This is a genomic window from Methylobacillus caricis, assembly GCF_020532705.1.
Classification (GTDB): Bacteria; Pseudomonadota; Gammaproteobacteria; order Burkholderiales; family Methylophilaceae; genus Methylobacillus; species Methylobacillus caricis.
This window is the reverse complement of sequence record NZ_JAJAVD010000004.1, coordinates 322,237-346,691: the sequence shown is the minus strand read 5'-3', so window position 1 is coordinate 346,691 and position 24,455 is coordinate 322,237. Positions and strand designations below refer to the sequence as shown.

The window sequence follows — 24,455 nt, the reverse complement described above, 5'->3', positions numbered from 1 at the left end:
CGGTTGTTTGGGTGTAGTTAATATGTGCCGCTGATGCGTTGATATGCCTGCAATACCCTGGGAACGTAAGCCTGGGTTTCTGCATAAGGAGGAATGATGTTGCCATGCCGTTTCACTGCGGCAGGTCCTGCGTTGTAGGCGGCCAGGGCCAGATGGATATCACCATTGAAGTCTCGTTGCAACTGGCTGAGGTAACGTGCGCCTGCCATGACATTCTGCGCCGGGTCATGCATGTTGTTGACGCCCAGCTGGCGTGCCGTGGCTGGCATCAGTTGCATCAATCCCTGGGCGCCTCGCCTGGAAAGCGCTTGTGCATTGTGGCCAGACTCAATCTGTATCACCGCATGCAGCAGCGCCGGGTCAATCGAGGTTTTTTCAGCGGCACGGGCGACTACCTGCATGTAAGGCAGTCTGTCTGGAGTGGTTTTTTTGCCATGATTGCTGGCGGCAGTGCCGTGTTCAGACAGCAGTAAGGCACAGGATACCTGCTCTTCTGTATTGCTGATATATACCTCTTCTCCTGCTTCCGCATGCAGGCAGATATCCGCCCGCGATTCAGGCATCAACGAAAGCCACACCCAGATGGCGATGATGAAAGAGGCTGGAAGTTTCAGGAACATGATCAAAGTCTGGTCTATCGCTGTAACAACCATGTGAACTATCACACTGGGTAAGGTAGTTCTTTGGGACTATCCGCGACATCCTTTTCTGTCACATGGAGTTGTTATAAAACCCCTGCAATATCAAATTGATGAATAAAAAAAACAGATTCCCAATAATGAAATACTAATGCCATACAGATTTCATCTGCATGCAACCTGTTATGCAGACAATACCTGGCTGGGAGGATGGTATTTTGCTGCAAGAATATTCAATCGGGGTTATGGATAACTACAATAAGGATCTGACGCCAGATCAGGCGAGTGCTTTTCTGGAAGTGGTGGATGCATCCTTGCGCATCAAGAAAAAAGCACAGTTCTTTTCCTGGCTGCAGGGCTATTTTCAGAGCCTGTTGCCGCATGAAGTGTTGTTGTGCGGCTTATCCATCGGGGTGGACAGGGCGTTTTCCCTGGAAAGTTTCAGCAGCACACGCTATGTGGCGCAGGAGCATGTGGGCATCGCCATGCATCCGCCGGATGGCGTGGTGCTGAATGCGATTTCCGCCTGGCAGGAGTCAGGCCAGCCTGTCCTGATAGATCCCTACTTGAGTCCCGGCAGTTTTGGCGGATTTGTTGTACCCAAGACGGATAGCGCCAACCTGCAAGCCAGCGAACTGCGCAATATCGTGGCGTATGGCCTGTCTTCGGCGGACGGCATGATCTCTTCCTTTTTCTGTTTCTCACGTATTGCCGGCGAGCTGGGCGCCAATCATGCCTACCTTCTGGAGTTGCTGGTGCCTTACCTGCACTCGGTGTTGATGCGCATCAGCGATGGAATAAGCAATGCCGGCGAGCTGCTGGGAGACAGTGCAATTGCCGGATTGATTACCACGCGTGAGAAAGAGATCCTGCAATGGGTGCACACCGGCAAGAGCAACTGGGAGATTGCCACCATTCTCGAAATCAGTCCGCTTACCGTGAAGAACCATATGCAAAACATCCTGCGTAAGCTGGATGTGCAGAACCGCAGCCATGCTGCTGCAAAAGCCTCGCGCCTTGGCCTGATTCGTCATTAGGCTTTTTCTCCATCAGTCTTGGATAACTTGGTGCTTTTGCTGCCATTTTCCATTGAGTCGCTACTGTATTCCTGCTGAAGCTCAACCTAGTCCTAAAGAACTAGGCGATCACCACAGCCACTTAACATTCCCTTCTTAAGATGCACCCAGTCGCGAGTTTTGAGAAGGCGCAGTTGGGTACGTTCGGTAGGGTGCGGCGTGACGAATGTAGCGGCTCAAAGATGTTTCGTAAGTTTTTTCTGCTTTAACTTTTATTTCGGGAGTAATGACAATGAATATCAAGATGAAGGCCTTGGTGGCTGCTGCAGTTGCAGTTATGAGCGTTTCTGGTGCTGCTAATGCTGCATTGGATTCTTCAGTAAGTGGCGTTGGTAACAATAGCAGCTTAGTGTTAACACTGTTCGATCGTGCCAATAACGTATCTGCTACGTTTGATTTGGGATTTAACTACCAGACTTTTGCCGTGGGTGGTGTTGAGTCATCTTCCAGCTTTAGCTGGAACTTGGCCTCAGGTGATTACGCTGATGCTTGGAATAGCTTCCTTTCGATTGCTGACGTTTCTAGTATTAAGTGGGGTGTAGCTGCAGGTGACCACCTTGGTGCTGTGAATCAACTCGGTTCTAAAGGATTTATTACTACTTACAACACTAGCCTCAGCAGCGCACCGACTACAAATTTTGTGTATTCACAGTTCCAGTCACCTTTGACAGGACTGGCTGACTACATTAATGCCAACAACGAACTGGGTAACCACTCCAGTGTTGAAAATGGTGCCAGTGTTGCCACTTCCGGCAAAGCCTATGCTGGTAATTTTTATGGTGGCGATAAATTCTACAACCTGGGGCCAGTAGCACTTGACTTCTTGGGCACTGAGCAAGGTGTTGTTCAATACCTGACCTCTAACAGCGTTATTAGTCGCGGTGATGTTCTTGTGTATGACGCCACATTCAGCTTAGAGGCTGATGGTGTACTGCGTTACACAGTAGCTGCCGTACCTGAGCCAGAAACCTATGCTCTGCTGCTCGCTGGCCTGGCCCTGGTGGGTGCTGCTGCACGCCGTCGCAAGTCTGCTTAATTTCTGATGATGTTATGTGTGATTCCATGCCAAAAGCGTGGGATCACTTCCACAGATTTATCCAACAAGATTGATACTGGGAGATTCAAATGCAAGTAAAACAACTGATTTTGGCCGTTGCGGCTACCTTGGCTGCTGGTTCCGTACTGGCCGCTCCTGTCACACCAGCGCAGATCGGTGCTGCCCGTAACGCTGGCACACTGCAAGAGACCTGGATCTCTGGCGCGTCAGCACCGACATTCAACATTTTCCGTGGTTTTGAACTGGGTTGCGATGCCAACTCCGTATCCCTGTTCTCCAACGCCAGTTCCGACACCAGCGTACGCCCTGGTTCGCTTGGCAACTATGCTGCTTATGCCTGTACTCGTGGCGGCGTTGTTTCCGTGGTTTACCATACTGTATTCGATGGATCCCTGAACGCATATGCTCCACACGTCAATGGCACTCAGCTACAACGCCTGCGCCGTCTGGAAAATGCCAGTTGCGCAGTGGCAACCAGCAGCTTCCCTGGCCATGTCAACTACAAGAGCTGCACACTGGTAAACCCAGCTGCTACGCCTGATGGCGCAATTGCCAAGCCAGCAGGTGGTTTCTCTGATATCGAAGCTTCCTTGTTCGGTCTGGATGTGTCTTCTGCAGGTACTGAAGTTGAGGCTAATGTTGGTCAAACTTTTGGTGTGGCAGTGACTGTTCCGCTGTATCGTGCCCTGCAGGTTGCACAAGGTATTTATGCTTCTGTTGCTGCAGCTAACGCTGCTGATGCTGCATTTAGCCCAGCCAATGCGCCTAATATTTCTTCAGCACAGTACAGCTCCATCATTGCCCAAGGTTCTGGTTATCAGACTGACTGGAGCCCATTGGTTGGTGCTACCGGTTCTGGCAAAGCTGTTTACTTAGAGCGTCGTGTTGCTAGTTCTGGTACTCAAGCTAGCTCCAACGCTAATTTCCTGAAGAATCCTTGCTCTAATGGCGCATTCGCAAATCTTCAACCAGCGGGTGTAGCAGATTCCACTACGTCATTTGTGGTCACTGAACACAGTGGTTCTGGTAACGTAAAAACTGCACTAACCACACGCGGTACCAGCAACCAATTCGCGATTGGCGTGTTGTCCATGGAAAACAACTGGCGCTCTGATAGTGCAGAGAATGCTGGCTACCGTTACCTGAAGTTGGATGGTGTGCATCCTGAAGCTGGTACGCTTGATGTAAATGGCAATGGCACTGCTGATGGCCTTGAGTTTGCGCGTGAAACAGCGATTAATGGCAACTATGCTTTCCACATGGAAATGCGCTCTTTCGTAGCCAATACAGCTGACAACTTTGGTCGTGACCTGATTCCTGCGATCACTGAAGCACTTGGTAATCCAGCTAACTGCGCAGATGTGCCACGCGGCCTGACACTGAACCCATTGGGTGGTTCCAGCTGCAGCAGCGGTAGCTCCAGCGAATTGGCGGTTGTCGCCAAGGGTACTCGCTTCGGCAACAACTGCGCCCCACAACAGTTGTTCTTCTAATCAGTTATTCCAAGCATAAGGGGTGATGTCTGTCCCCTGTCATGTCCTCGCACTTTCCTGCGCAAGCGGGAAAGTGCTTTTTACTCTGATTCGTCATGGTGTTGTCACATGCAATTTTTATGATGCTGTGCACTCCGGTTCAGCTTTTAAATGTGAATGACCAGTGACCGAGAGTGGCCAATAAAGCATGGGGTGAATGTTAGGTGATATCTCAGCATGCCATTTGTTTTATTTGCCATTTTTATGAGCATTTTCGATTTCAGGAAACTATCAAGCGTGCGTCTATTTTATTTATGCCTGATCACTTGGCTGGGTTTTTGTGGGCTCAATCAATCAGCCTTTGCAGGAGAAGCTGAGGCGCAAACACAAGCAGGCAGCCTGCCTCCAGGTGCGGACAATCCAGAGTCAAATGGGGAAGATATGGATAGTCCTCCTGCAGAGGCCGCGCGTTTTGACATCCTGGAATTCCAGGTGTCGGGAAACACTGTGCTGCCACAAGGGAAAATCGAACAGGCGGTGTACCCATTTTTAGGAGAATCCAGGACCATAGACGATGTGGAGGCTGCCCGGGCTGCGCTTGAAAAGGCCTTTCATGATGCGGGCTATCTCACCGTGTTTGTGAACACTCCTGAACAGGAGGTCAATAACAAGATGGTTCGTTTTGATGTGCAGGAAGGCAAGGTCGAAAAGCTGCGAGTAGTGGGAGCGAAATACTATTCACTTGGCGCGATCAAGGCCCGGGCGCCCGACCTTGCCGAGGGCAAGGTGCCGTATTTCCCCAATGTGCAACGCCAGTTGGCCAGCCTGAATATGCAGGCTGATCGCCAGGTGGCGCCAGTGTTGCGTCCCGGCAAGACTCCCGGCAGGGTGGAGGTTGATCTCAAGGTTGAGGACAAGTTGCCCCTGCATGCCAACCTGGAGCTCAACAACCGTTATATTGCCAATACCACGCACACCCGCCTCAATGGCTCGCTCCGCTATGACAACCTCTGGCAGATGGATCACAGCTTGAGCCTGAGTTTTCAGGTAACGCCGGAAGATCCGGATGAGACCAAGGTATTGTCTGCCACCTACCTGATTCCCACACCCGGCGGTGATTACTGGGCGTTTTATGGTGTTTCGTCGCGTAGCGATGTGGCGGCAGTGGGAGATGTCAGTGTGATCGGTAACGGTACCATCCTCGGCCTGCGTTACATCCACCCATTGCCTGCTCCGGCGCTGTCCGGCTATTTCCACAACCTGACCCTGGGTGTCGATTACAAGGATTTCAAGGAATCCACGCGCCTGATAGGCACCGGATTCAATACCCCGATCAGCTACATGCCATTTTTCGTTGGCTACGACAGCACGCTGCAGGCGGAAAAAAGCACGACCCAATTCAATCTGGGATTGACCTTCGCTGTGCGCAATTTGGGATCGGATGAACAGGAATTCTTTGACAAACGCTCCGAGGCGGAAGGCAGTTTTGCCTATCTGCGTGGAGATATCAAGCATACCTACAAGCTTCCCAGGGATTGGGAACTGTTTGGCCGTGTCTCCGGGCAGGCGGCAGGGGCGCCCATCATTGCCAACGAGCAGTTCGTCGTCGGTGGGGCAGATACCGTGCGCGGTTATTACGAAGCGACTTCACTGGGCGACAAGGGCTTGTTTGGCACTGCCGAGCTGCGCACCCCCTCACTGGCCAAATACCTGAATATGGAAGGCGAGCTGGTGGGTTCGGTGTTTTATAGCGCGGGCCAGGTGCGCATCCTCAAGCCTCTTGCGGAGCAAAACAGCGTGTTCAACCTGGCTTCCATCGGGGTGGGTTTGCAGTTCAGAAAATGGCATGGCGTCACGGCTGTATTTGATTATGCGCGCGCGCTGAGGGAAGCGGGCGTCGTGGACAAGGGCGATACCTTGCTGCACTTCAGGGTGGCCTATGACTGGTAGCAAGAGGGTGGAGAGGGAAAAATGAATCAAGGACTATTCAGGCTGGTGTTCAACAAGCGTCTTGGCATTTATGTGCCTGCGCACGAGATGGCGAATGCAACCTCCAGTAGTGGCATGAGTGCGCGCGTGCGCAGACGCGCCATTGCTGCGTTGATTGCTTCTCTTGCAACAGGTCATGCGATAGCTGATGTCGTTCCTTTACCCAGTTCTGGTCTGGTGCCAGGAGGCGGTGCGTGGAGCAATGCCTATGTGTCGGTAGCCACTCCCACAATCACCACCATCCAGCAAAGTGCGCCACAGGCGATTGCCAATTGGCAACAGTTCAACCTGGCGCGTGACCATACGCTGAACATCAACCAGCAGGCCAACTGGCAGATGTTGCATCGCATCCATGACCTTAACCCGAGCATTATCGCCGGGACTATCAATGCACCAGGTACCAATTATTTCGTCAACACCAATGGCATCATTTTTGCCAATGGTGCACAGGTCAATGTCGGCTCCTTGATGGCGCTGACGTCGGCTGATATGACCGATGCCCTATTCACCAATGGTCTGTTGTCCAACTTGAGCCAAAGCCCGGTGTTCAGTAACACAGGCGGTTTTGTCAAGGTGGAGGCAGGTGCTGCGCTTAATGCAGCCAGTGGTGGCCGCATCATGCTGCTTGCCAAGGATGTTGAGAACCATGGTGTGATCAATACGCCGGATGGACAGACAATATTGGCAGCGGGCGAGAAGGTGTATCTCAAATCCAGTACCGACCCGGCAGGTCTGCTGGTAGAGGTGGATTCTGGGGGGACTGCAACCAACCTTGGCGAAATCATTGCCGATCGCGGCAATGTGACCTTGGTGGGGCTGGCTGTTAATCAGCAAGGGAGAATTTCGGCCAGTACCTCAGTACGGGCCAACGGTTCTGTGCACCTGTTGGCACGGGATAGCATTAATGCGATTCCCGATGGCAATGGGGGCTATACCTATCAGCCATCTCGCTATGGAACGGTGACAATAGGCAAAAATAGTGTCACTGAAGTACGGGTTGAAACTGCTGACAAGGAAGAGGTATTGGCGAGCCAGACACTGGCGCCTTCACGCATCAACATAGAAGGGCGGTCAGTCGATGTAAACGGACTGCTAAGTGCCAAGGGCGGGGAAGTGAATATTGCCGCCAAGTCTGGCGAGGAAAGTATCCAGGGGGTGACCACGCCGGTACGCGTGTTGCTGAATGACAATGCCCGCATTGATGTCTCTGGTGTAGATACTACGGCAGCGATGGAGAAAAACCAGCTCAAGGTGCAACTGTATTCCGACCAATTGAAGGACACCCCGATATTGCGCGGCGGCGCACTGTTCGGCGAGACGGTTTATCTGGATGCCAGGAAGGGTACAGACTTGTTTGATGTGTCGCCATTGCTGGCACTGCGCACCCAGACCATTGCAGAAAAGATGAGCAAGGGCGGCACCATCAATATCACCTCGATGGGTGATGTGGTGACCAAGGCCGGCTCGGTGATGGACATATCTGGCGGCGTGATTGATTATGCGGCGGGATATATCCGAGAAAGCAAGCTGATATATCAGGGCCGGGCCGTGGCCATTTCCCAGGCTGACCGCAACACGCCTTACGAGGGCCTGGCAGATGTCTATAAATTCACTGATCCTAAATGGGGCTGGACCAAGCGCATTGATTTAAATCCCAATGGCCGCGGAACCTGGCAGCAGGCATACCGTGAAGGGCGTGATGCCGGGACCATCAATATCAACAGCAACAATCCCGCGCTGCTCAATGGCAACATGCAAGCCAATACCCGCAGTGACGTCACCCAGCGCACCAATCTCCCAGATGGCGGAAAATTCAACCTGACCATAGGTGCTGGCCCGGTGAGGATCCAGGCGTCTGCTCCGCAAGTGCCGGCAGATTTCACGGTGAATGATGCCAATCCAAGCACTGAAACTATATTGGGCACTAGCCTTTTGCAATCAGGGTTCAATCACCTGGGAGTCAACAGCCAGGGCAGCATTGATGTAGACACAGCCATTGTGACAGCGCCCAATGGCTCTGTGAACCTCAAGGGCGGCGGCGTCAATATTCATCGTGACATAGTCACGCCTGGGGGCGACATTACAGTGGCTACCCAACTGGCAAATCAGTCTGTCGTGGTCGATGATGGGGTAAGGTTGAGTAGTGCAGGCAACTGGAATAACGACAGTCCTGGATTGTCCGGTGCCATGCAAATGCCAATTGCGCTTGATGGCGGCAGCATCAACCTGGGCGCCAGTGAAAATCTGCTGCTGGGGCAGGGTTCGGTACTGGATGCCAGCGCAGGAGCATGGCTGGACAGTAGCGGCGTGTTGCATACCGGCAATGGTGGCGATATCACGCTGTCCGCACAGAATGTGAGCATGGGCGGGCGGGTGCAATCCTATGGTTTCACCCACGGCGGCAAGCTGTCGGTGAGCACTGCGCAGAATATACAGGTCGGAGGTCAGCCTGCCAATGTTGGAGATTTGTGGTTGCGTGAATCCTTCTTTGAACAAGGCGGCTTTGTTTCATACGCGATTAATAACTCAAGCAACGGCGGTGAATTTGTGGTGGGGGATGCCTCAGGCGAATCCACCTTAATCCACCCCAAGATGCAAACATTGATGATGAGCTCTGGCTATAGCGGCAAGGCCAGTGGCACCAGTATGGCCGAAGTGGCCAAGGCGGTATTGCTGCCGGAAGGCCAGCGAGGACCGTCTTCTGTGAGTTTCTCGGCTGTGGGGGATGGTACCTCGCTCGCTAACCTTACTGTTTTGCGCAATACCATCATCCGCACCGACGCGCCTGATATTACTGGCCGTGTTGGTTCCATCGCCCTGGAAGCCAGCCACCAGCTTACCCTGATGGGTAGCCTGCTGGCGCCTGCAGGCGATATCAGCCTGAAATTGAGTGGCGATGTGGACCAGGTGCCTTACGACAACCAGCAGAGCATCTGGATTGGGGATCAGTCGGTCATCAGCGTCACCGGGAGTTATGTGCGTCCGGTCGCCACAGCTCCTACGTTAGCCAGCGCCAAGGTGCTGGATGGCGGCAGCATCACCATTGATGCCCAAAAAGGATTTGTGGTGGCGGCAGAGGGCAGCCTCATGGATGTCTCTGGCACATCTGGCGCTGTGGATGTCAACACGGGCCGTGGCATGCAACGCCAGATACTGGACGGTGGTGCAGGCACGATTTCCATCAGTGCGCGTGACGGGATGATCCTGAATGGGGATTTCCGTGCTGGCGCCAATGGTACTGGTGAGGCAGGCACCCTCAAAATTGCCCTCACTGGCGATCTCAAAGGTACTACACAATCGCCAAGCCATCCCACGGGCGAGCGCGTGCTCACTGTGACAAGTGATAAACAAGTGGTGGGCAATGGCCTGCAGGCGCGAGACAGCTTGGCCGCGTTTGAAGGCAAGGCGCAGATTTCTACCGAACAGATGAATGCCGGGCGGTTTGACCATGTCAGCCTGGAAAGCACTACACAGGGGCGCGATCCCAATGCCACACAACGTGACCGCATTGTGCTGCAAAGCGGCGTGACACTGGCCGCCCCGGAAACGATGGCGCTGACCTCTTCATCGTTTGAGGTGAGCGGCAATGGCGTGGCACAAGTCAATGCCTCACACGTCACACTGGCAACGCCAGAGGTCAACAACACGGTGCAAACAGGCGATGCCACCCTCAAGGTCAATGCCGACTGGATAGACCTCAATGGCACCATCAACCTTTCAGGGATCAAACAGGCCGAACTCAACAGCCGCCTGGATATCCGTGGGCGAGGGCTCACTTTTGACAATGCCGGGTCATTGAAAACCAATGGCAGCCTGCTCATGACCGCCCGCCAGATTTATCCCGTGAGTAACAGCAGCTTCAATATTGAAGCATTGGGCAACGATAGCAGCATTATCATCCGTTCCAGCGGGGAAGCTTACAAGCCGGTATTCAGCGCCGGTGGAAAACTTGGACTAAAGGCGAAAAGCATTCAGCAAGAAGGCGTGCTTTTGGCGCCTTTGGGTCAGATTTCACTGGATGCACCGGATGGAAGCCTGATATTTGGCGCCAATAGCCTGACGTCGACTTCTGCTGCAGGACTGAGCATTCCCTATGGCACTACCATGCAGGGTGGCACCAGCTGGAACCTGCCGAATAATATTGGCCAGACACCCGCTGAAAAGCGTATCAGCTATAACGCCAAGGACATTGATCTGAAAAGCGGTGCGGTGATTGATATTTCCGGAAGCGGCGATACCTTTGCCTACGAGTGGATACAAGGAATAGGCGGCTCCACGGATATCCTGTCTCAACAAGGCGTATACGCAATCCTGCCAAGTATCAAGGGAGAATATGCGCCATTCGATTATGACTACACCAAGGATAATGCGCCTGGAATAGGCCAGGCAGTCTATCTCTCCGGCATCCCAGGGTTGGCAGCAGGGTATTACACCCTGCTGCCGGCGCGCTATGCGCTGCTTGAAGGTGCCTATATAGTGCAGGCCAATTCAGGCCAAAACATACGCCAGGGCACCAGTACACAGTTACATGACGGCTCCAGCCTGGTATCTGGCTATCTTACCAACGTCAACAGCTCTAGCCGCAATGCCACCTGGGATACTTTCCGCGTGACCAGCGGCAGCGTGTTCCGCACTCCGGCTGGCACCGTGACGCGAGCGCCATCTGAATACATGATTACCAGCGGCAATGTCTTCTTTGCAGAAAAAGCCGCCAATGCCGGGTTGGCGGTGCCCAGGCTAGCGGGAGATGCTGGACAGTTGATACTGTCCGCCACTGATACATTGACGCTGAATGCCACTCTCAAGACAGATAAGGCAAAAGATGGTCGCGGGGCGATGGTTGACATTGTTTCGGACAAGATCAGTGTGGTGTCTGAATTGGGGGCTGATGATGGGTCTCTACAGATCAAGGCGGCATCCCTGACGGACATGAATGCTGAGAGTATTTTGCTGGGCGGGTCACGCACACAGGGTGATCAGGCGGTCGAGATCAACACGATCTCCAAGGAAGTTAAATTCAGCAATGATGCTAATCAGGCACTCAAGGTCAACCAGCTGATTGCCACCGCATCTGATCGTGTGACGGTGGTTGACGGTGCTGTGATAGAGGCAGAGTCTGCACCTGGTCAAAGCAGCACCAGCCTGCGCGTGAATGGTGATGGCGCGTTGCTTGCCGTGTCTGGTAGCAGCGATATTGTGTTTGATCGTACAGGTGCTTCCAGCAATCCGACCGCCGGGACGCTGGATATTCAGAATGGTAGCCAGATCCAGGCTGCAAGGTCACTGGTTCTGGATGCCACGCGTGAGTCAACGCTGGATGGGAAAGTCCGGGTTGATGATGGCGGTTCGGTAACGTTGGGGGCCAATAGTATATTGCTGGGCAATCCAGATGCTGCAGTGTCAGGCATGCGCGTGGATAACAACCTGGTTGCAAGCCTTGGCAACCTCAAGCAAGTGACACTGAACAGCCATGGCAATCTCAACTTGTATGGCGAGGTGGATTTCGGCAGCAAGACTCTGGATGTCACTATCAATGCCGCTGGCATCGTTGGCCATGATATGGCGGTGGGTGATACGTCCAGCCTGGCGGCCAACCATTTGGTGATGAAAAACTCTGCAGGGGCAATATTGACTCCTGCCGCATCGAACACTGGCAGCACACTGGCTATTGACGCAAACAGCATCAGCGTGGAGGGTAAAAATGCGGCTGCTAGCAGCAATGCCGCCAATGCTGGCAATTTTGCGCTTGGCGGATTTGATCAGGTGCAACTGACCAGCAGCAGTGATATCAGTTTCAGCGGCACAGGCACACTGGATATCAATGCCACTGATACCCGTATCACCAGTGGGCGCATTACGGCTGCGACCGGTACCAATTACACCCTTAATGCCCAAGGTGCGCTGACCACCCTGGCGAATAATAGCGCAGCACAGGCTGCCACAGCAGGCTTGGGAGCCAAGCTCAGCATGGTGGCACAACAGATGAATCTTGGCGGCAATATAGACCTGGCTTCAGGCCAGTTGACTGTCCGCGCTACCCAGGGCGACCTTAATGTTACTGATGATGCCAGGATCAATACCTCATCGCGTGCAATCCGCTTTGACCGCTTTACACGGTATACCCCAGGTGGTGTTGTATCCCTGCAATCCGACCAGGCGGATATCAATGTCGCCAGCGGCGCGTCGATTGATGTGAGCGGAGGTGAAGGCGGCAATGCAGGTACCCTGAAAATGAGCGCAACGGCGGGTGATGTGAACATTGCAGCGGGCACTTTGCATGGCCAGGCTGCACAAGGCCAGACCTCCGGCAGTTTTGTGCTGGATAGCGCAACTCTTGCGGGCTTTTCCGGCTTGAACGATGCGCTCAATAGCGGAGGTTTTAATGCTTCGCGCGAGCTGCGCATCCGTAATGGCGATGTGACGATTGCAGCAGGCGATACAGTGAAGGCCAGTCATTTTGTGCTGAGTGCTGACGGTGGCGCGATAGACATTGCCGGAACGGTGGACGCCAGCGGTAATAACGGTGGCGATATCCAGATTTATGCCAAGAGCGACCTGACCTTGAAAGCTGGCGGGCAATTGCTTGCCAAGGGCGAGGCGTCTGATGGCAAGGGTGGTAACGTGTTGCTTGCCAGCGAAAGCGGCAACGTGAAGGCCGAAGTGTTTGAGGCTGATGGCGTAACGCGCAGGCAGGATGCCGCATTGATTGATGTGGCTGGCAGTAAGCGCGGGGATGTGGTCTTGCGTGCCGAACGAGTAGGGACTTCTGGTCTCAAGGTGGATGCAGATGCGCCGGCAGCAGTTGCAGGCGCTGACAAGATACTGCTGGAGTCAGTCAAGGTGATGAATGTGGCCACCACGCTCAATGCCACGACCCTGAATGATATCAGGACTGATACCAATGCCTTTTACGCTGATTCCGGGAATACAGCGGCGGCCTACAAGGCGAGCAGTGATGGTGTGACTGCGATTGTTGCACCTCATACCGAGTTGCGCACCAATGGCAATACAACACTGGCCACTGACTGGAACTTGCGCGACCTGTCATTGGGGCGTGACGGGGCCCTCACTATCCGCAGCACGGGGAACCTGCAATTGAACGGCAGCATCAGCGATGGCTTTGCCAACGCGACGGCCACAGCTGCATTGTCTAGTGGCGACTCCTGGAGCATCAACCTGGTATCAGGTGCGGACATGGCTGCGGTGAATCATCTTTCCACCATCAAGAGTGACACATCCGGGAATATGGTGCTTGCCAATAACAAGCTGGTGCGTACCGGCACAGGCGATATCAATATGGCGACGGGTGGTAACCTGACCCTATCCAACACCGGCTCGGTGATTTATACAGCAGGCAATGCTGCAGCGGAGCTCAATGGATTTGTGGCACCTACCAGCACTGATGGATTTGGCACTAATGGCGCCCAATATCTCACTAATGGCGGCAATTTGAATATTGCCACGCAGGGTGACATCACTGGTGCTTTGGCTGCAGCCAGCGGCACCCAGCAGATCGTGAACAACTGGCTGTTCCGTCAAGGCGGCGGTTCTGGCAGCAAAGATACAACTTGGTGGCTACGTACTGACTTGTTCCAGCAGGGTGTTGCTTCATTCGGCGGGGGAGATGTGGCTGTCAAGGCCGGCGGCAATATCACCAATTTTTCCGTATCCGTGCCAACTACGGCACGCTTTACCCGTGATGGCTCGGGCAATTCAGACGTTTCTGGTGGTGGCAATCTCAACGTAGCAGCAGATGGCGACATCCGCAATGGCATGTATTTCGCTGGCAAGGGGCACATGGATTTGCAGGCTGGCGAGATTGGCCGTACATTGAATGCACAGGGTAATCCGATCACATTCGGCACAACACTGGCATTGCAGGATGCAACCGCCAGCGTGACAGCCACTGGCGGCGTTTACCTGGAAACAGTATTCAACCCGACCCTGTTTGCCCAATCAACCACCAATGCAGGACCGACAGGAGTCGCCAACAGTACTGGCCGAAGCGCCTTCTTCAATAGCTATGCCGATTATGCTGCGGTGGATGTGGCCTCCTTGACCGGTACTATTACCTTTGGCCTGGATCAATTGAGCAACATCACTGGCAAACTTACTGGCCTGGCGACAGTGAATAATACCCAGAACAGCCTGGCGTTTTATCCTGGTAGTGTGCAGGCCACAGCATTTGGCGGAGACATTTACACCGGCAACATGAAGTTGATGCCATCGGCAACAGGTGAGTTGAGCCTACTGGCTGCTGGCAGTATCGTCGCCGACCAGATTGTGATGTCAGATGCGGAACGTTCATTAATCCCGAGCGTGTCCTCTCCTATGCAGAATCCGCAGGTGATCCTCGAGAACATCATCATGAACAGCCACTCCGCCATTCCATTGCATCGCAACAGCAACAATCCGGTGTCAATCGTGGCGCGTGATGGCTCGCTGACGCCATGGCGCACCCAGACTGTGAGCCTGACATTGCCAAAGGCCTCCGTGGTGGCTGCCGGACTGGATATCCTCAACCTGGATGCCAATCTGCAGAACATGGATAACAGTGACCTCAGTGTAGTGCGTGCTGGCCGCGACATCAGTTACGCCAATGTCCAGGCGGGTGGTATCAATGTCAGCGGGCCTGGCAATCTGCTGGTGGAAGCCGGGCGCAATCTTGACCTTGGACGCAGCAATGGTATCAACAGCCTTGCCAATACCGTGAATGCTGGACTGCCTGCGCAAGGCGCTTCGGTGACTGTATTGGCCGGCGTGGGCGAGGGTGCCAATCTGGATGATTACATCAACCTTTATATCAAGCCGGATGGAAGTGGTCCCTCAGCGTTGAGTGAGAGTGCCGATGGCATGGCGGAGTACCGTGCGGCTACGGCACAGGCGTTGGCGAAATACATGCGGGAAGTGACAGGTGACCAGGAACTTTCTGAGGCTGAGGCATTGACGCGTTACCTGGCATTGGAGAAGGATCAGCAGGCGATTTTTGCCTATCGGCATTTTTCATCAGAACTGTTGGCATCCGGTAAAGGGTATGCCACGACGCAAAGCCATGCACGTGGAGATGCCGCAATTGCGACACTCTGGCAACAGGATAATTACAAAGGCGATATGAGCCTGTTCCAGAGTCGCATCCGTACCGTGCGTGATGGCAGCATAGATTTACTGGCACCTGGCGGCATGATCAATGTTGGGGTGGCAGGAGGCAGCAGTTCCGGCAATATCGGCATTGTTACGGAAGGCGGGGGAGATATTCGCGCCTTTGCCGATACCGGCTTCCAGGTCAACCAGTCACGCGTGATCACGCAATATGGCAGCGATATCACGGTCTGGGTGAACAATGGCGACATTGATGCGGGCCGTGGCTCCAAGACGGCGCTTTCCATTCCTGAGGTCGAGATCAGCACTGATGTATATGGCAACACCACACGCAAGGTGAAGGGCGCTGCCGCCGGGAGTGGTATCCAGGCACAGACTTATGATGCTGATGGGCCTGGCGGTCCTTTACAGGCCCCCACGCTTGGTTCGGTGGCGCTGATGGCACCGCGTGGGGTGCTCAATGCCAGCGAGGCTGGCATTGTCGCGGGTGATTTTCTCGCGGTTGCAACCCAGGTTCTGGGTACCAGCAATATCAATGTAGCAGGTACTTCAACCGGGGTTGCCGCCGCTGATACTGGCAGTCTTGCTGCTGCCAACGTTGGTACAACCGGTACGGCCTCTTCTGCTACCAGTGCCGCTACTGATATGAGCCGTCTGGCGCCGCCGCAGGATTTCAGTCCGCGCAACCTGCTGCCTTCATTTGTATCGGTTGAAGTGCTGGGACTTGGCGATATCATGAGGTAATCAACCTGCTGCAACTAAAAAGGACTAGTCATGACTAGTCCTTTTTGTTTTATTGTGACTCAGCAATTTCACGGAGTGGTCACTCATCCGTCACATAGGAAATCTATATTACGCGCTTTGTCCTGGAGCGCGGTCCGATGTTAAGAAAGTGTTGTTTACTGCTGATGTTTATCCTGGTGCCGGGCTTGGCGCATGCTGCCTGGGATGAAGCATGGAGCAGCCGGGCCAAGGTAACGGTGAATGCTGCTGGTATAGCTGCTGCCCAAGAGCAGGTGCCGGTGGTGGTGCGCTTGCATTCCGGCAATTTCGATTTCTCGTCGGCCAGCTTGGATGGCGCAGATTTGCGCGTAATCGCCGCGGATGACAAGACTGAACTCAAGTTCCATATTGAAAAGTTTGATTCCATCAATGAGCTGGCCGTGATCTGGGTATTGCTGCCCAAGGTGGATGCCGCTGACAAGGGTGCGCATTTCTGGCTGTACTCTGGCAACGAGTCCGCCGCTTCAACTGCTGACGGCCAGGGCAGCTGGGATAACGCTACGGTGGCAGCGTTTCATTTTGCTGAAAAAACCTTCTTGCAGGATAGCCGCAATGGGCTGATAGCAAGCGGTAATCCTGTATTGCAGAAAGCAGCGCTGATTGGCGAGGCAGCAATTTTTTCCGGTCAACCTATCAGCATTGCGGCCCATCCATCTTTAGCACTCAGTGCGGGACAAGGGTTTACTTTCTCTGCCTGGATCAAGCCCTCTGATGTTGCAGGTACCGCAACGCTCTATAAACAAGGGTCGGTGGCGGTGCAATTGGCTGACGGCAAACTAGCCTTGAATTCCGGAGCTGCCAGTATTACTGGTGGAGAGGTCAAGCCTGCTACCTGGCAGCATGTGGCAGTGACCATCGGTGCTGGCAAAGCTGCGCTTTACCTGAATGGTGCGGAAATTGCCAACGGCGATGCAGCATTGGCTGATGTGCAGGATAGCGTACAGGTGGGTGAGGGATACCAGGGTGAGCTGGATGAACTGGAACTGGCCAATACCGCACGTAGTGCAGACTGGATCAAACTGGCGGCGACTGGCCAAAGCATGGATAGCCAGTTGCTCAAGGTGCAGGCCGCGGATGGCGAAGAGGAGGAGGAAGGTAGTTCATCCCACTTCATGGTGCTTTTCCACAGCCTGACCGTGGATGCCTGGGTAGTCATCATCATTCTTACCATCATGTTTGCCATCAGTGTGGTAGTGATGGTGACCAAGGCAATGCAGGTAAGTCGAATCGACAAGGCTAACCGCGGATTCCTCCAACTATTCAACGAAACTGGCAATGCCCAACTGCTTGAGCTTGATCAGGGTGCCGATACAGCGTCTTCAACCCTGGCGCGTCTCTATATGGCGGGCCTGCGCGAAATCCGCAAACGCTATACCAAGGACGGCCAGCTTGCGCTGAGCGGTGCTTCCATGGATGCGATCAAGGCTGCAATTGATGCGGACCTGATCCGCGAGAACAAAAGCCTCAATGCCAACATCGTGCTGCTCACCATCGCCATTTCCGGTGGCCCTTTCCTGGGGCTGCTCGGTACCGTGATCGGGGTCATGATCACTTTTGCCGAAATTGCGGCAGCGGGTGACGTGAATGTGAACGCAATTGCACCAGGTATTGCAGCGGCGTTGATGGCAACAGTGGCAGGCCTTGCGGTGGCGATCCCTGCGCTGTTTGGCTACAACTATCTGTCCAGCCGCATCAAGAATATCAATACCGACATGCAGATATTCGTGGATGAATATGTCACGCGTGTTGCCGAGCTTTACGGCAAATAAGCGGAGCGACCATGGCGGATATCAAGGAAGACAACCAGCCCTATGACGAGATCAACATCACGCCGATGCTGGATCTAGCCTATGTGCTGCTGGTGATCTTCATCATCATGACCACGGCTTCAGTACAAGGCGTCAAGGTGGAAATTCCACAGACCAAGGCCACAGGCAACCTGGCCAAGCCGGATATTCGCGGCATCACCATTACCAGCGAGGGTGATGTCTACCTGGATGCCTATCCGGTGGATATGGCGATGCTGGAGCAGCGCCTGGGGGAATACAAATCCAACAATCCTGACCTGCCGGTGGTACTCAAGGGCGATGCCGCTGCACATTACGAAAAAGTCTCCGCGGTGCTGGAAGTATGCAAGAAGCTGGGGATCACCGAGGTGGGGCTGGTCACCAAGAGGGCAGAAGGATAAGCCATGCAGATACAAGACGATACCAAGCCCTACGATTCCATCAACATCACGCCGATGCTGGACTTAGCTTATGTGCTGCTGGTGATTTTTATTTTGATGACCACCGCATCGGTGCAGGGCCTCACCATGAACCTGCCCAAGCCATCCAACAAGCCCAGCACCGAGCAGCATGAGGTGAAGATCGTGCAGGTACAGGAAGCCGGGACCATTCTGCTCAATGGCATGGGAGTGAGTTTGACCGAATTGGAAAGCCAGCTCAATGCAGCCCGCGCCAGGGATCCCAAGTTTTCGGTGATGATCAAGGGTGATGCAAGAGCGCCTTATGCCGGGATCATTTCAGTGGTGGATTTGGTGACACGCATGCAGATTGAAAATGTGGGGCTGGTGACTTCAAGGATAGGCACTTGATGACAGTGAACGCGGGTGAATTCAATGGTGTGCAGGCGCGGGAGTCTGGGAAGTCGCCAGTATGGAAACGCATAGCTGTATGGCTGACTGGATTGGGGTTGGCCGTTCTGGTGGGGTGGGGGATATATGGTCTGATATCCAGCAAACCCGGCCCGAAAAAGCCGCCAGTGACCACCATCAAGATCCTGCCGGATACACCGCCGCCACCGCCGCCTCCACCCAAGGAGCCTCCTAAGGAACAACCCAAGGAAGAGCCGAAGGAAATCAGGGTGGAGCAGCCCAAGCCGGTGGAAGCACCGCCAGAGCCACAAAACCTCAAGATGGAGGGGGATGCGGGAGATGCGCCAAGCGCATTTGGATCAGGAAAAGTCACCAGCGATTATAGCGGCGGCGATGTGGGCGTGAAGATAGGCGGTAGCAAAGGTCTATCGGCCTATGCCTGGTACACCAGCAAGATCAAGCGGCAGATAGAGGACGCGATCGCAAGCCAGCCCGGGCTGGCGCGCGAGCAGTACAAGCTCGTGGTATCGCTCTGGCTCGACAAGGATGGACGAGTGGAAAAGCTGGAGCTGCAGTCTTCCACCGGCGACCAGAAAAAAGATGACATGTTGCGCAAGGCTTTGCAGTCAATCACGCGGATCGCAGATGCGCCGCCTGACGATATGCCGCAACCGGTGAAATTGAGAATTACGGCAAAGAGCGCAGGCTAATGCGATCGCATATGAAAAACAGACAGCCCCAGAGACGAGAAGAGACACGAGAGCAAAGGCAGAACGATAGATGAAGAAGACACAAGGGATAATTACATGGTTGGTGCTTTGGGTGGCGACCACCACACCTTTGTATGGATTAGCCGGGGAGCGTGAGTCACTCGAGCAATTGCGCAGCACCACGGTGAGCCTGATTGAGGCACTGGTGCAGGAGGGAATCCTGTCCAAGGAAAAAGCCGACGCCCTGATCCGCAAGGCTGAGGATGCGCGTCAACCTGAAGCTGCGAATGGCAATGCTCTAGCTGCAGGTGGCGCCGCGGCAGGGGCTGCTGTCAATGATGGCAGCGTTGTGAGGGTGCAATACGTGCCTGAGTTCGTCAAGCAACAGCTGCGAGCCGACATTGAAAAGGACGTGATGGCCAAGCTCAACTATCACGTGGAGGAAGAGCGTCTCAAGCTACCAAGCTGGCTGGACCGAATTTCGTTTGAAGGGGATATCCGGTTGCGCTATGAGCCAATCCGCTTTTCTGAGCGCAATGCATCTGAGGCATGGTTGGGCTCAGATCCCTCACGCCAGGTCATGATACCTAACAGCACGCAGGACCAGGACCGCTACCGTGTGCGTGCACGATTCGGTGTGAATGCCCAAATAAGCGACTGGCTCACGGCTGGCATCCGCATGACTACTGGCCATATGGATAACCCGTTGTCGCCGAATCAATCCATCGACATTCGCGCTGCCAAGCTGGATTGGGGGCTGGACCGCGTATTTATTACTGCCAATCCATATAGCTGGATGACTGCCAGCGCAGGCCGTTTTGCCAATCCATTTTTTTCCACTGATATGGTGTGGGATCGTTCATTGGCATTTGATGGTGCCGCTGCCACATTTATGCCCAAGTTCACTGACAGCGTGAGCGGGTTTGGCACGATAGGCGCTTTCCCCATTGACCAAGTGCAGAAGGGTGCGCTGAATAAAGCCAAGGATAAGTGGATTATGGGGGCTCAGGCTGGGATTGAGTGGACTAGCCCCAACAAGTCTTCTGCCAAAATTGGCCTGGCTTTTTATGATTTCAAGCATGTTGAGGGTATTGCCAATGACATTGATGGGTTTGACTCACGCTACAACGGCACGGTGATGCCTTATCGGCAGCAAGGCAACAATACTTTTGATATCAATCGTTCTGGTAGCCCGGTGGGGACTTGCGGGATTTTGACAACAGGATTGGCGTATACCAACGAAGGCTGTGGCCTTGCATCCAAGTTTCGTGTGGTCAACCTGACGGGTCAGTTGGATCTGGCGGCATTTGACCCGGTGCATGTCATCCTGCAGGGAGATTATGCAGTGAACATCGGCTTTGACCAGCAGGAGATATTCCGCCGTACCAATGTCTTATATGAAAAGGAAAACCGGGCGTATCAACTCAAGTTGATCGTCGGGATGCCGGAAATGCAGCAACGTAATGACTGGCAGGTGTTTGGCGCTTATAAAAAGCTTGAGGCCGACTCCGTCATGGATGCTTTCACGGATTCCGACTTCCATCTTGGGGGCACCAATGCCAAGGGCTTTATTCTGGGCGGTAATTACGGCATTGATAAAAATACCTGGCTAACGGCACGCTGGCTCAGCACCAAGGAGGTCAGTGGCCAGCCGCTGGCTATTGATGTGTTCCAGTTTGATCTAACAACCAGGTTCTGATCATGCTCATGTCGAAAATTTCAGGGTTCAAGCATGGTGTAATGGCTTGCTCAATTATTATTCTTGGTGCCATGTCACTGCCGATAATGGCTGCAGACAAGGACAAGGCTGCCAAGCAGCAGGAGCGCCGCATGCGACAGATGGTACAGCAGGTGCAGGCGGAGAAGGATCAACTGCAAACTCAGTTTGAACAGGAAAAAGCCAAGCTACAGGAAGAAACCAAGGCACAGGAGCAGAAAAACTCTGCCTTGCAGGGTAGCGTTGCAGCGGCTAATCGCAAGAGTGCTGAGCTGGCATCCGAGCTGGAGGCGCTACGCAAGCAGAAGGTCGAATTGGAAACCCTGCAACAAAACACTGCGTCTACGCTGGAATCCACTCAACAGAAGCTGGCAGAAACGCTGGAGACCAATAGCAAGGGCGCTGCCGAGCGAAAGGAAATGCAGGCAGTGCTTGTGAACAAACAACAGCAACTCAATGCCAGCAATGAGAAAAACGCCAGGCTTTATGATTTTGGGCTGCAATTGATCAAGATTTATGAACGCCCCAGCCTGTATAAACAGGTGATGCGGGATGAACCTTTTACCCAGCTTAAACGGGTGGAGCTGGAAAATATATTGCAGGATTACAGAGACAAGATAGATGAGGCGCGTGTCGGGATAGGCGATATAAGGCCCTGATATTGTTATGGAAAGCATTGGCCCCGGCAATTGTCCGGGGCATTTTTTTGCCCGCTCCAACCGGACTATTTCTTCACCTAAGATTGTCATATTGACCTCCTAGAATGATTCGCATCAGGTGCCTTGCTGGCGTTCCTTGATCAGTCAAATCTATAGGGGCGATATAATGGAGAAGAAAAGCGTGATGACTGCCATGGTTGCCATGGCGTTATTGCCAGTATGTGTGAATGCTGCCAATTCGCTGAATATGTCAGATAGTTCCCGAGCTGAAGATTTGGCAAACGATATCAACTCCTTTTCTGTGCATCATTTTCCTGATGCGTCGACTGTCAGCCATGCTGATAGTGCCAATCTATCTGTTGAAAATGCAGGTGTTGTCATCACCTCATCTGTAACTGCTGTGCCGGAACCTGCTACCTATGCATTGCTGGTGACGGGTATGGTATTGATGGGTTTTATAGGGCTCCGCCGCCAGGACAAGTTCAAATTGTAATAATCATCAGTATAGATTAGTCCTAACGGACTACTCCAAAAGCACTGCGTTGCAGTGCTTTTGAGGATTGGCTCATTTATAATGGACCTAGTTTCAAAGTAATAACTAACTATTGTCTTTCATTTCCATTTTTAGGGGATTCTCATGAAGTTCATCAAGACCTTGCTGGCTTCCGTAGCGCTTATAGCTTCGGCTTCCAGTGCAAATGCAGCATCGTACGATTGGGGTGTGTTGAGTGTAGACGACGCTGACTCTTATCAGGTATATACCGTTGCCGCGGGCAATTTCACCGACACCATTACTTTCACAATCAGCGAAGATGTCGTGGCTGATTTCGGCGCCGGCGTATTGAACGTCGTCGTTGGCAAGAAGCAGTTCGAGTTCATCGACAACTTGACAGTCTCTCTTTTCGATATTGAAAGCAATGAGATTGATTCCGGCCTCAATTTCACAGTTCCATTGCTTTCTGCAGGCACGTATGTGTTGCAGATCACTGGTGTCGCATCTGGTATTAATGAGGATGCTGGTCGATATGGCGTAGGCGTTTCTATCGCTGCTGTGCCAGAGCCAAGCAGCGTAGCAATGTTGCTGGTTGGTTTTGCCGCTCTGGGTGCTGTCGCACGTCGCCGCAAGAGCCTGTAATTCAGTATTTGATGAATTTGGAAACGGCACCTTGAAGGTGCCGTTTTTTATTCTACATAGTCTTGGTTTTTATAAGCTTATTCTAAAAACATGCTGGATTAGTCCATTCGGGCCCAAGACAAAAAAATCTGGCTTGTTATAATCTGTCCACGTTGTAGAACAATTAAAGTTTTCTCTAACCATTTATAGGGGATTTATCATGAAGTTCATCAAGGCTTTTCTGGCTTCCGTAGCGCTCATAGTTGCGGCTTCCAGTGCTAATGCCGCTACTGCTACTTACACTGGCTTAGGCAGCGTTTATGCTAATGATATCGGTACAGTTGATATTGGTTTGAATGCATACACCGCTGTTGTTAATCCTGTTGGCGATTTTACTCATTCTTTCATTTTTGCATTGCCCGAGCTGAGTGATGTAAGTACGACTTTAAATAATATTGTTGTACAGTTCCCAGGTTTCGACGTATTTAATATTACTGATGTGACATATAGCATTATTGATGCTTCTAACGTAGTTTTGGGTAGCAGTGTTGCTGGTACTCCTTTCAGTGTAAATGGCCTTGCTGCTGGTGAATATACATTCAAGGTTGTAGGCACAACGATTGGTGCTGCTGGCGGTAACTATGGATTTGCTATCAATGTGACTCCAGTACCAGAACCAAGCAGCGTAGCAATGCTGCTGATCGGTTTTGCTGCTCTGGGTGCGGTTGCACGTCGTCGCAAGACTCTGTAATTCCTGTATCAGTTCTCTAGTATTTGAACGGTAAAAAACGGCGCCAGTGGCGCCGTTTTTCTTTTATAAATCAGCTATATCTTTTATATGGGAATAACTATAAGTTCTTTGCTATTTGAGTTCTTAATGTATAATCCGCATTGGGGGGAATATCATCGACATTAATCACAAAAAGGAGTTTGTATGAATATTCTCAAAAGCGTATTGGTTCCTGCAGCGTTCTTAGTTGCAGCTTCTAGTGCATATGCAACAGATGTAGTAGACCTTGGCGAACTCAATGCTGGTATCAACACTTATACCGGTACTGTAGCTGCCGATACCACTTTCTCTACCAACTATAATTTCAGCCTTGCTGATATTAGCAGTGGTGTTTTTTCCTTGAGCCAACTGCCATTGAGCAACAGTGGCATTAGCGTGCTGGATTTCAGCAGCTTGAGTTTCAACCTGTATGGCTCTGCTGATACCTGGTTGGCTGGTTCTGTTGCTGGTGGTGAATTCACTTTTGCTAATCTTGCAGCTGGCAACTATTACATCACTGTAGCAGGTACCAGCAGCGGTGTGGCTGGTGGTATCTACAGTGGCGCAATTAACATTGCAGCCGTACCGGAGCCAAGCAGTGTTGCTATGTTGATGATCGGTTTCGCTGCCCTGGGCGCTGTTGCTCGTCGTCGCAGAACCAAGTTGTAATCAGTTGTTGTAAAGCTGGATGTAATACAACGGCGCCTTTGGCGCCGTTTTTTTGTCTAAAAAAGACATGCTTAATTAATTTGTCCAGGCAGTAGCCTCCGTCACGT

Annotated in this window: 16 protein-coding genes; 15 read left to right on the top strand and 1 reads right to left on the bottom strand. The window is 52.8% G+C overall.

Going from position 1 to position 24,455, the window contains the following annotated elements; translation table 11 throughout:
- Positions 1-17 precede the first annotated feature (17 nt).
- Positions 18-653, bottom strand: a complete 636-nt coding sequence (locus LG200_RS12030) for a lytic transglycosylase domain-containing protein (RefSeq protein ID WP_226757866.1) — start codon at positions 651-653, stop codon at positions 18-20.
- 170 nt (positions 654-823) lie between these two features.
- On the opposite strand from LG200_RS12030, the gene epsA reads away from it, so the two are divergent.
- From epsA to LG200_RS11955, 15 genes are all read left to right on the top strand, one after another.
- Positions 824-1,675: an XrtB/PEP-CTERM-associated transcriptional regulator EpsA gene (gene epsA, locus LG200_RS12025; RefSeq protein ID WP_226757865.1), complete on the top strand. Its 852-nt coding sequence runs from the start codon at positions 824-826 to the stop codon at positions 1,673-1,675.
- Between the two features lie 271 nt (positions 1,676-1,946).
- Positions 1,947-2,750 carry a PEP-CTERM sorting domain-containing protein gene (locus tag LG200_RS12020; RefSeq protein WP_226757864.1) on the top strand — a complete coding sequence of 268 codons (804 nt, stop codon included), beginning with the start codon at positions 1,947-1,949 and terminating at the stop codon, positions 2,748-2,750.
- A gap of 89 nt (positions 2,751-2,839) precedes the next feature.
- A complete protein-coding gene (locus tag LG200_RS12015; RefSeq protein WP_226757863.1) occupies positions 2,840-4,264 on the top strand; it encodes a hypothetical protein in 1,425 nt (474 codons plus the stop codon).
- A gap of 276 nt (positions 4,265-4,540) precedes the next feature.
- Positions 4,541-6,193, top strand: coding sequence for a ShlB/FhaC/HecB family hemolysin secretion/activation protein (locus LG200_RS12010; RefSeq protein ID WP_226757862.1), 1,653 nt, complete (start codon positions 4,541-4,543; stop codon positions 6,191-6,193).
- Between the two features lie 21 nt (positions 6,194-6,214).
- The gene (locus tag LG200_RS12005; protein WP_226757861.1) at positions 6,215-16,075 is read left to right on the top strand and encodes a filamentous haemagglutinin family protein; all 9,861 of its coding nucleotides are present in this window, start codon (positions 6,215-6,217) and stop codon (positions 16,073-16,075) included.
- 137 nt (positions 16,076-16,212) lie between these two features.
- Complete coding sequence (locus LG200_RS12000; protein ID WP_226757860.1) at positions 16,213-17,883, top strand: DUF2341 domain-containing protein; 1,671 nt, start codon at positions 16,213-16,215, stop codon at positions 17,881-17,883.
- A gap of 11 nt (positions 17,884-17,894) precedes the next feature.
- Positions 17,895-18,302 carry an ExbD/TolR family protein gene (locus LG200_RS11995; RefSeq protein WP_226757859.1) on the top strand — a complete coding sequence of 136 codons (408 nt, stop codon included), beginning with the start codon at positions 17,895-17,897 and terminating at the stop codon, positions 18,300-18,302.
- Positions 18,303-18,305: 3 nt separating this feature from the next.
- Positions 18,306-18,710: an ExbD/TolR family protein gene (locus LG200_RS11990; RefSeq protein WP_226757858.1), complete on the top strand. Its 405-nt coding sequence runs from the start codon at positions 18,306-18,308 to the stop codon at positions 18,708-18,710.
- Positions 18,710-19,420 carry a TonB C-terminal domain-containing protein gene (locus LG200_RS11985; protein WP_226758255.1) on the top strand — a complete coding sequence of 237 codons (711 nt, stop codon included), beginning with the start codon at positions 18,710-18,712 and terminating at the stop codon, positions 19,418-19,420. Before LG200_RS11990 ends, LG200_RS11985 begins: the two co-directional genes overlap by 1 nt.
- 70 nt (positions 19,421-19,490) lie before the next feature.
- Positions 19,491-21,119, top strand: a complete 1,629-nt coding sequence (locus LG200_RS11980; protein WP_226757857.1) for a putative porin — start codon at positions 19,491-19,493, stop codon at positions 21,117-21,119.
- Positions 21,120-21,190: 71 nt separating this feature from the next.
- Positions 21,191-21,796, top strand: coding sequence for a hypothetical protein (locus tag LG200_RS11975; protein ID WP_226757856.1), 606 nt, complete (start codon positions 21,191-21,193; stop codon positions 21,794-21,796).
- Between the two features lie 166 nt (positions 21,797-21,962).
- The gene (locus tag LG200_RS11970; RefSeq protein WP_226757855.1) at positions 21,963-22,289 is read left to right on the top strand and encodes a PEP-CTERM sorting domain-containing protein; all 327 of its coding nucleotides are present in this window, start codon (positions 21,963-21,965) and stop codon (positions 22,287-22,289) included.
- Between the two features lie 144 nt (positions 22,290-22,433).
- Positions 22,434-22,931, top strand: a complete 498-nt coding sequence (locus LG200_RS11965) for an FxDxF family PEP-CTERM protein (RefSeq protein WP_226757854.1) — start codon at positions 22,434-22,436, stop codon at positions 22,929-22,931.
- Between the two features lie 199 nt (positions 22,932-23,130).
- On the top strand, positions 23,131-23,661 hold the full coding sequence (locus LG200_RS11960; protein ID WP_226757853.1) for an FxDxF family PEP-CTERM protein: 531 nt from the start codon (positions 23,131-23,133) through the stop codon (positions 23,659-23,661).
- A 183-nt stretch (positions 23,662-23,844) separates the two neighbouring features.
- Entirely contained in the window at positions 23,845-24,348 is a 504-nt protein-coding gene (locus LG200_RS11955; protein WP_226757852.1) for an FxDxF family PEP-CTERM protein, read from the top strand.
- Positions 24,349-24,455: the final 107 nt, after the last annotated feature.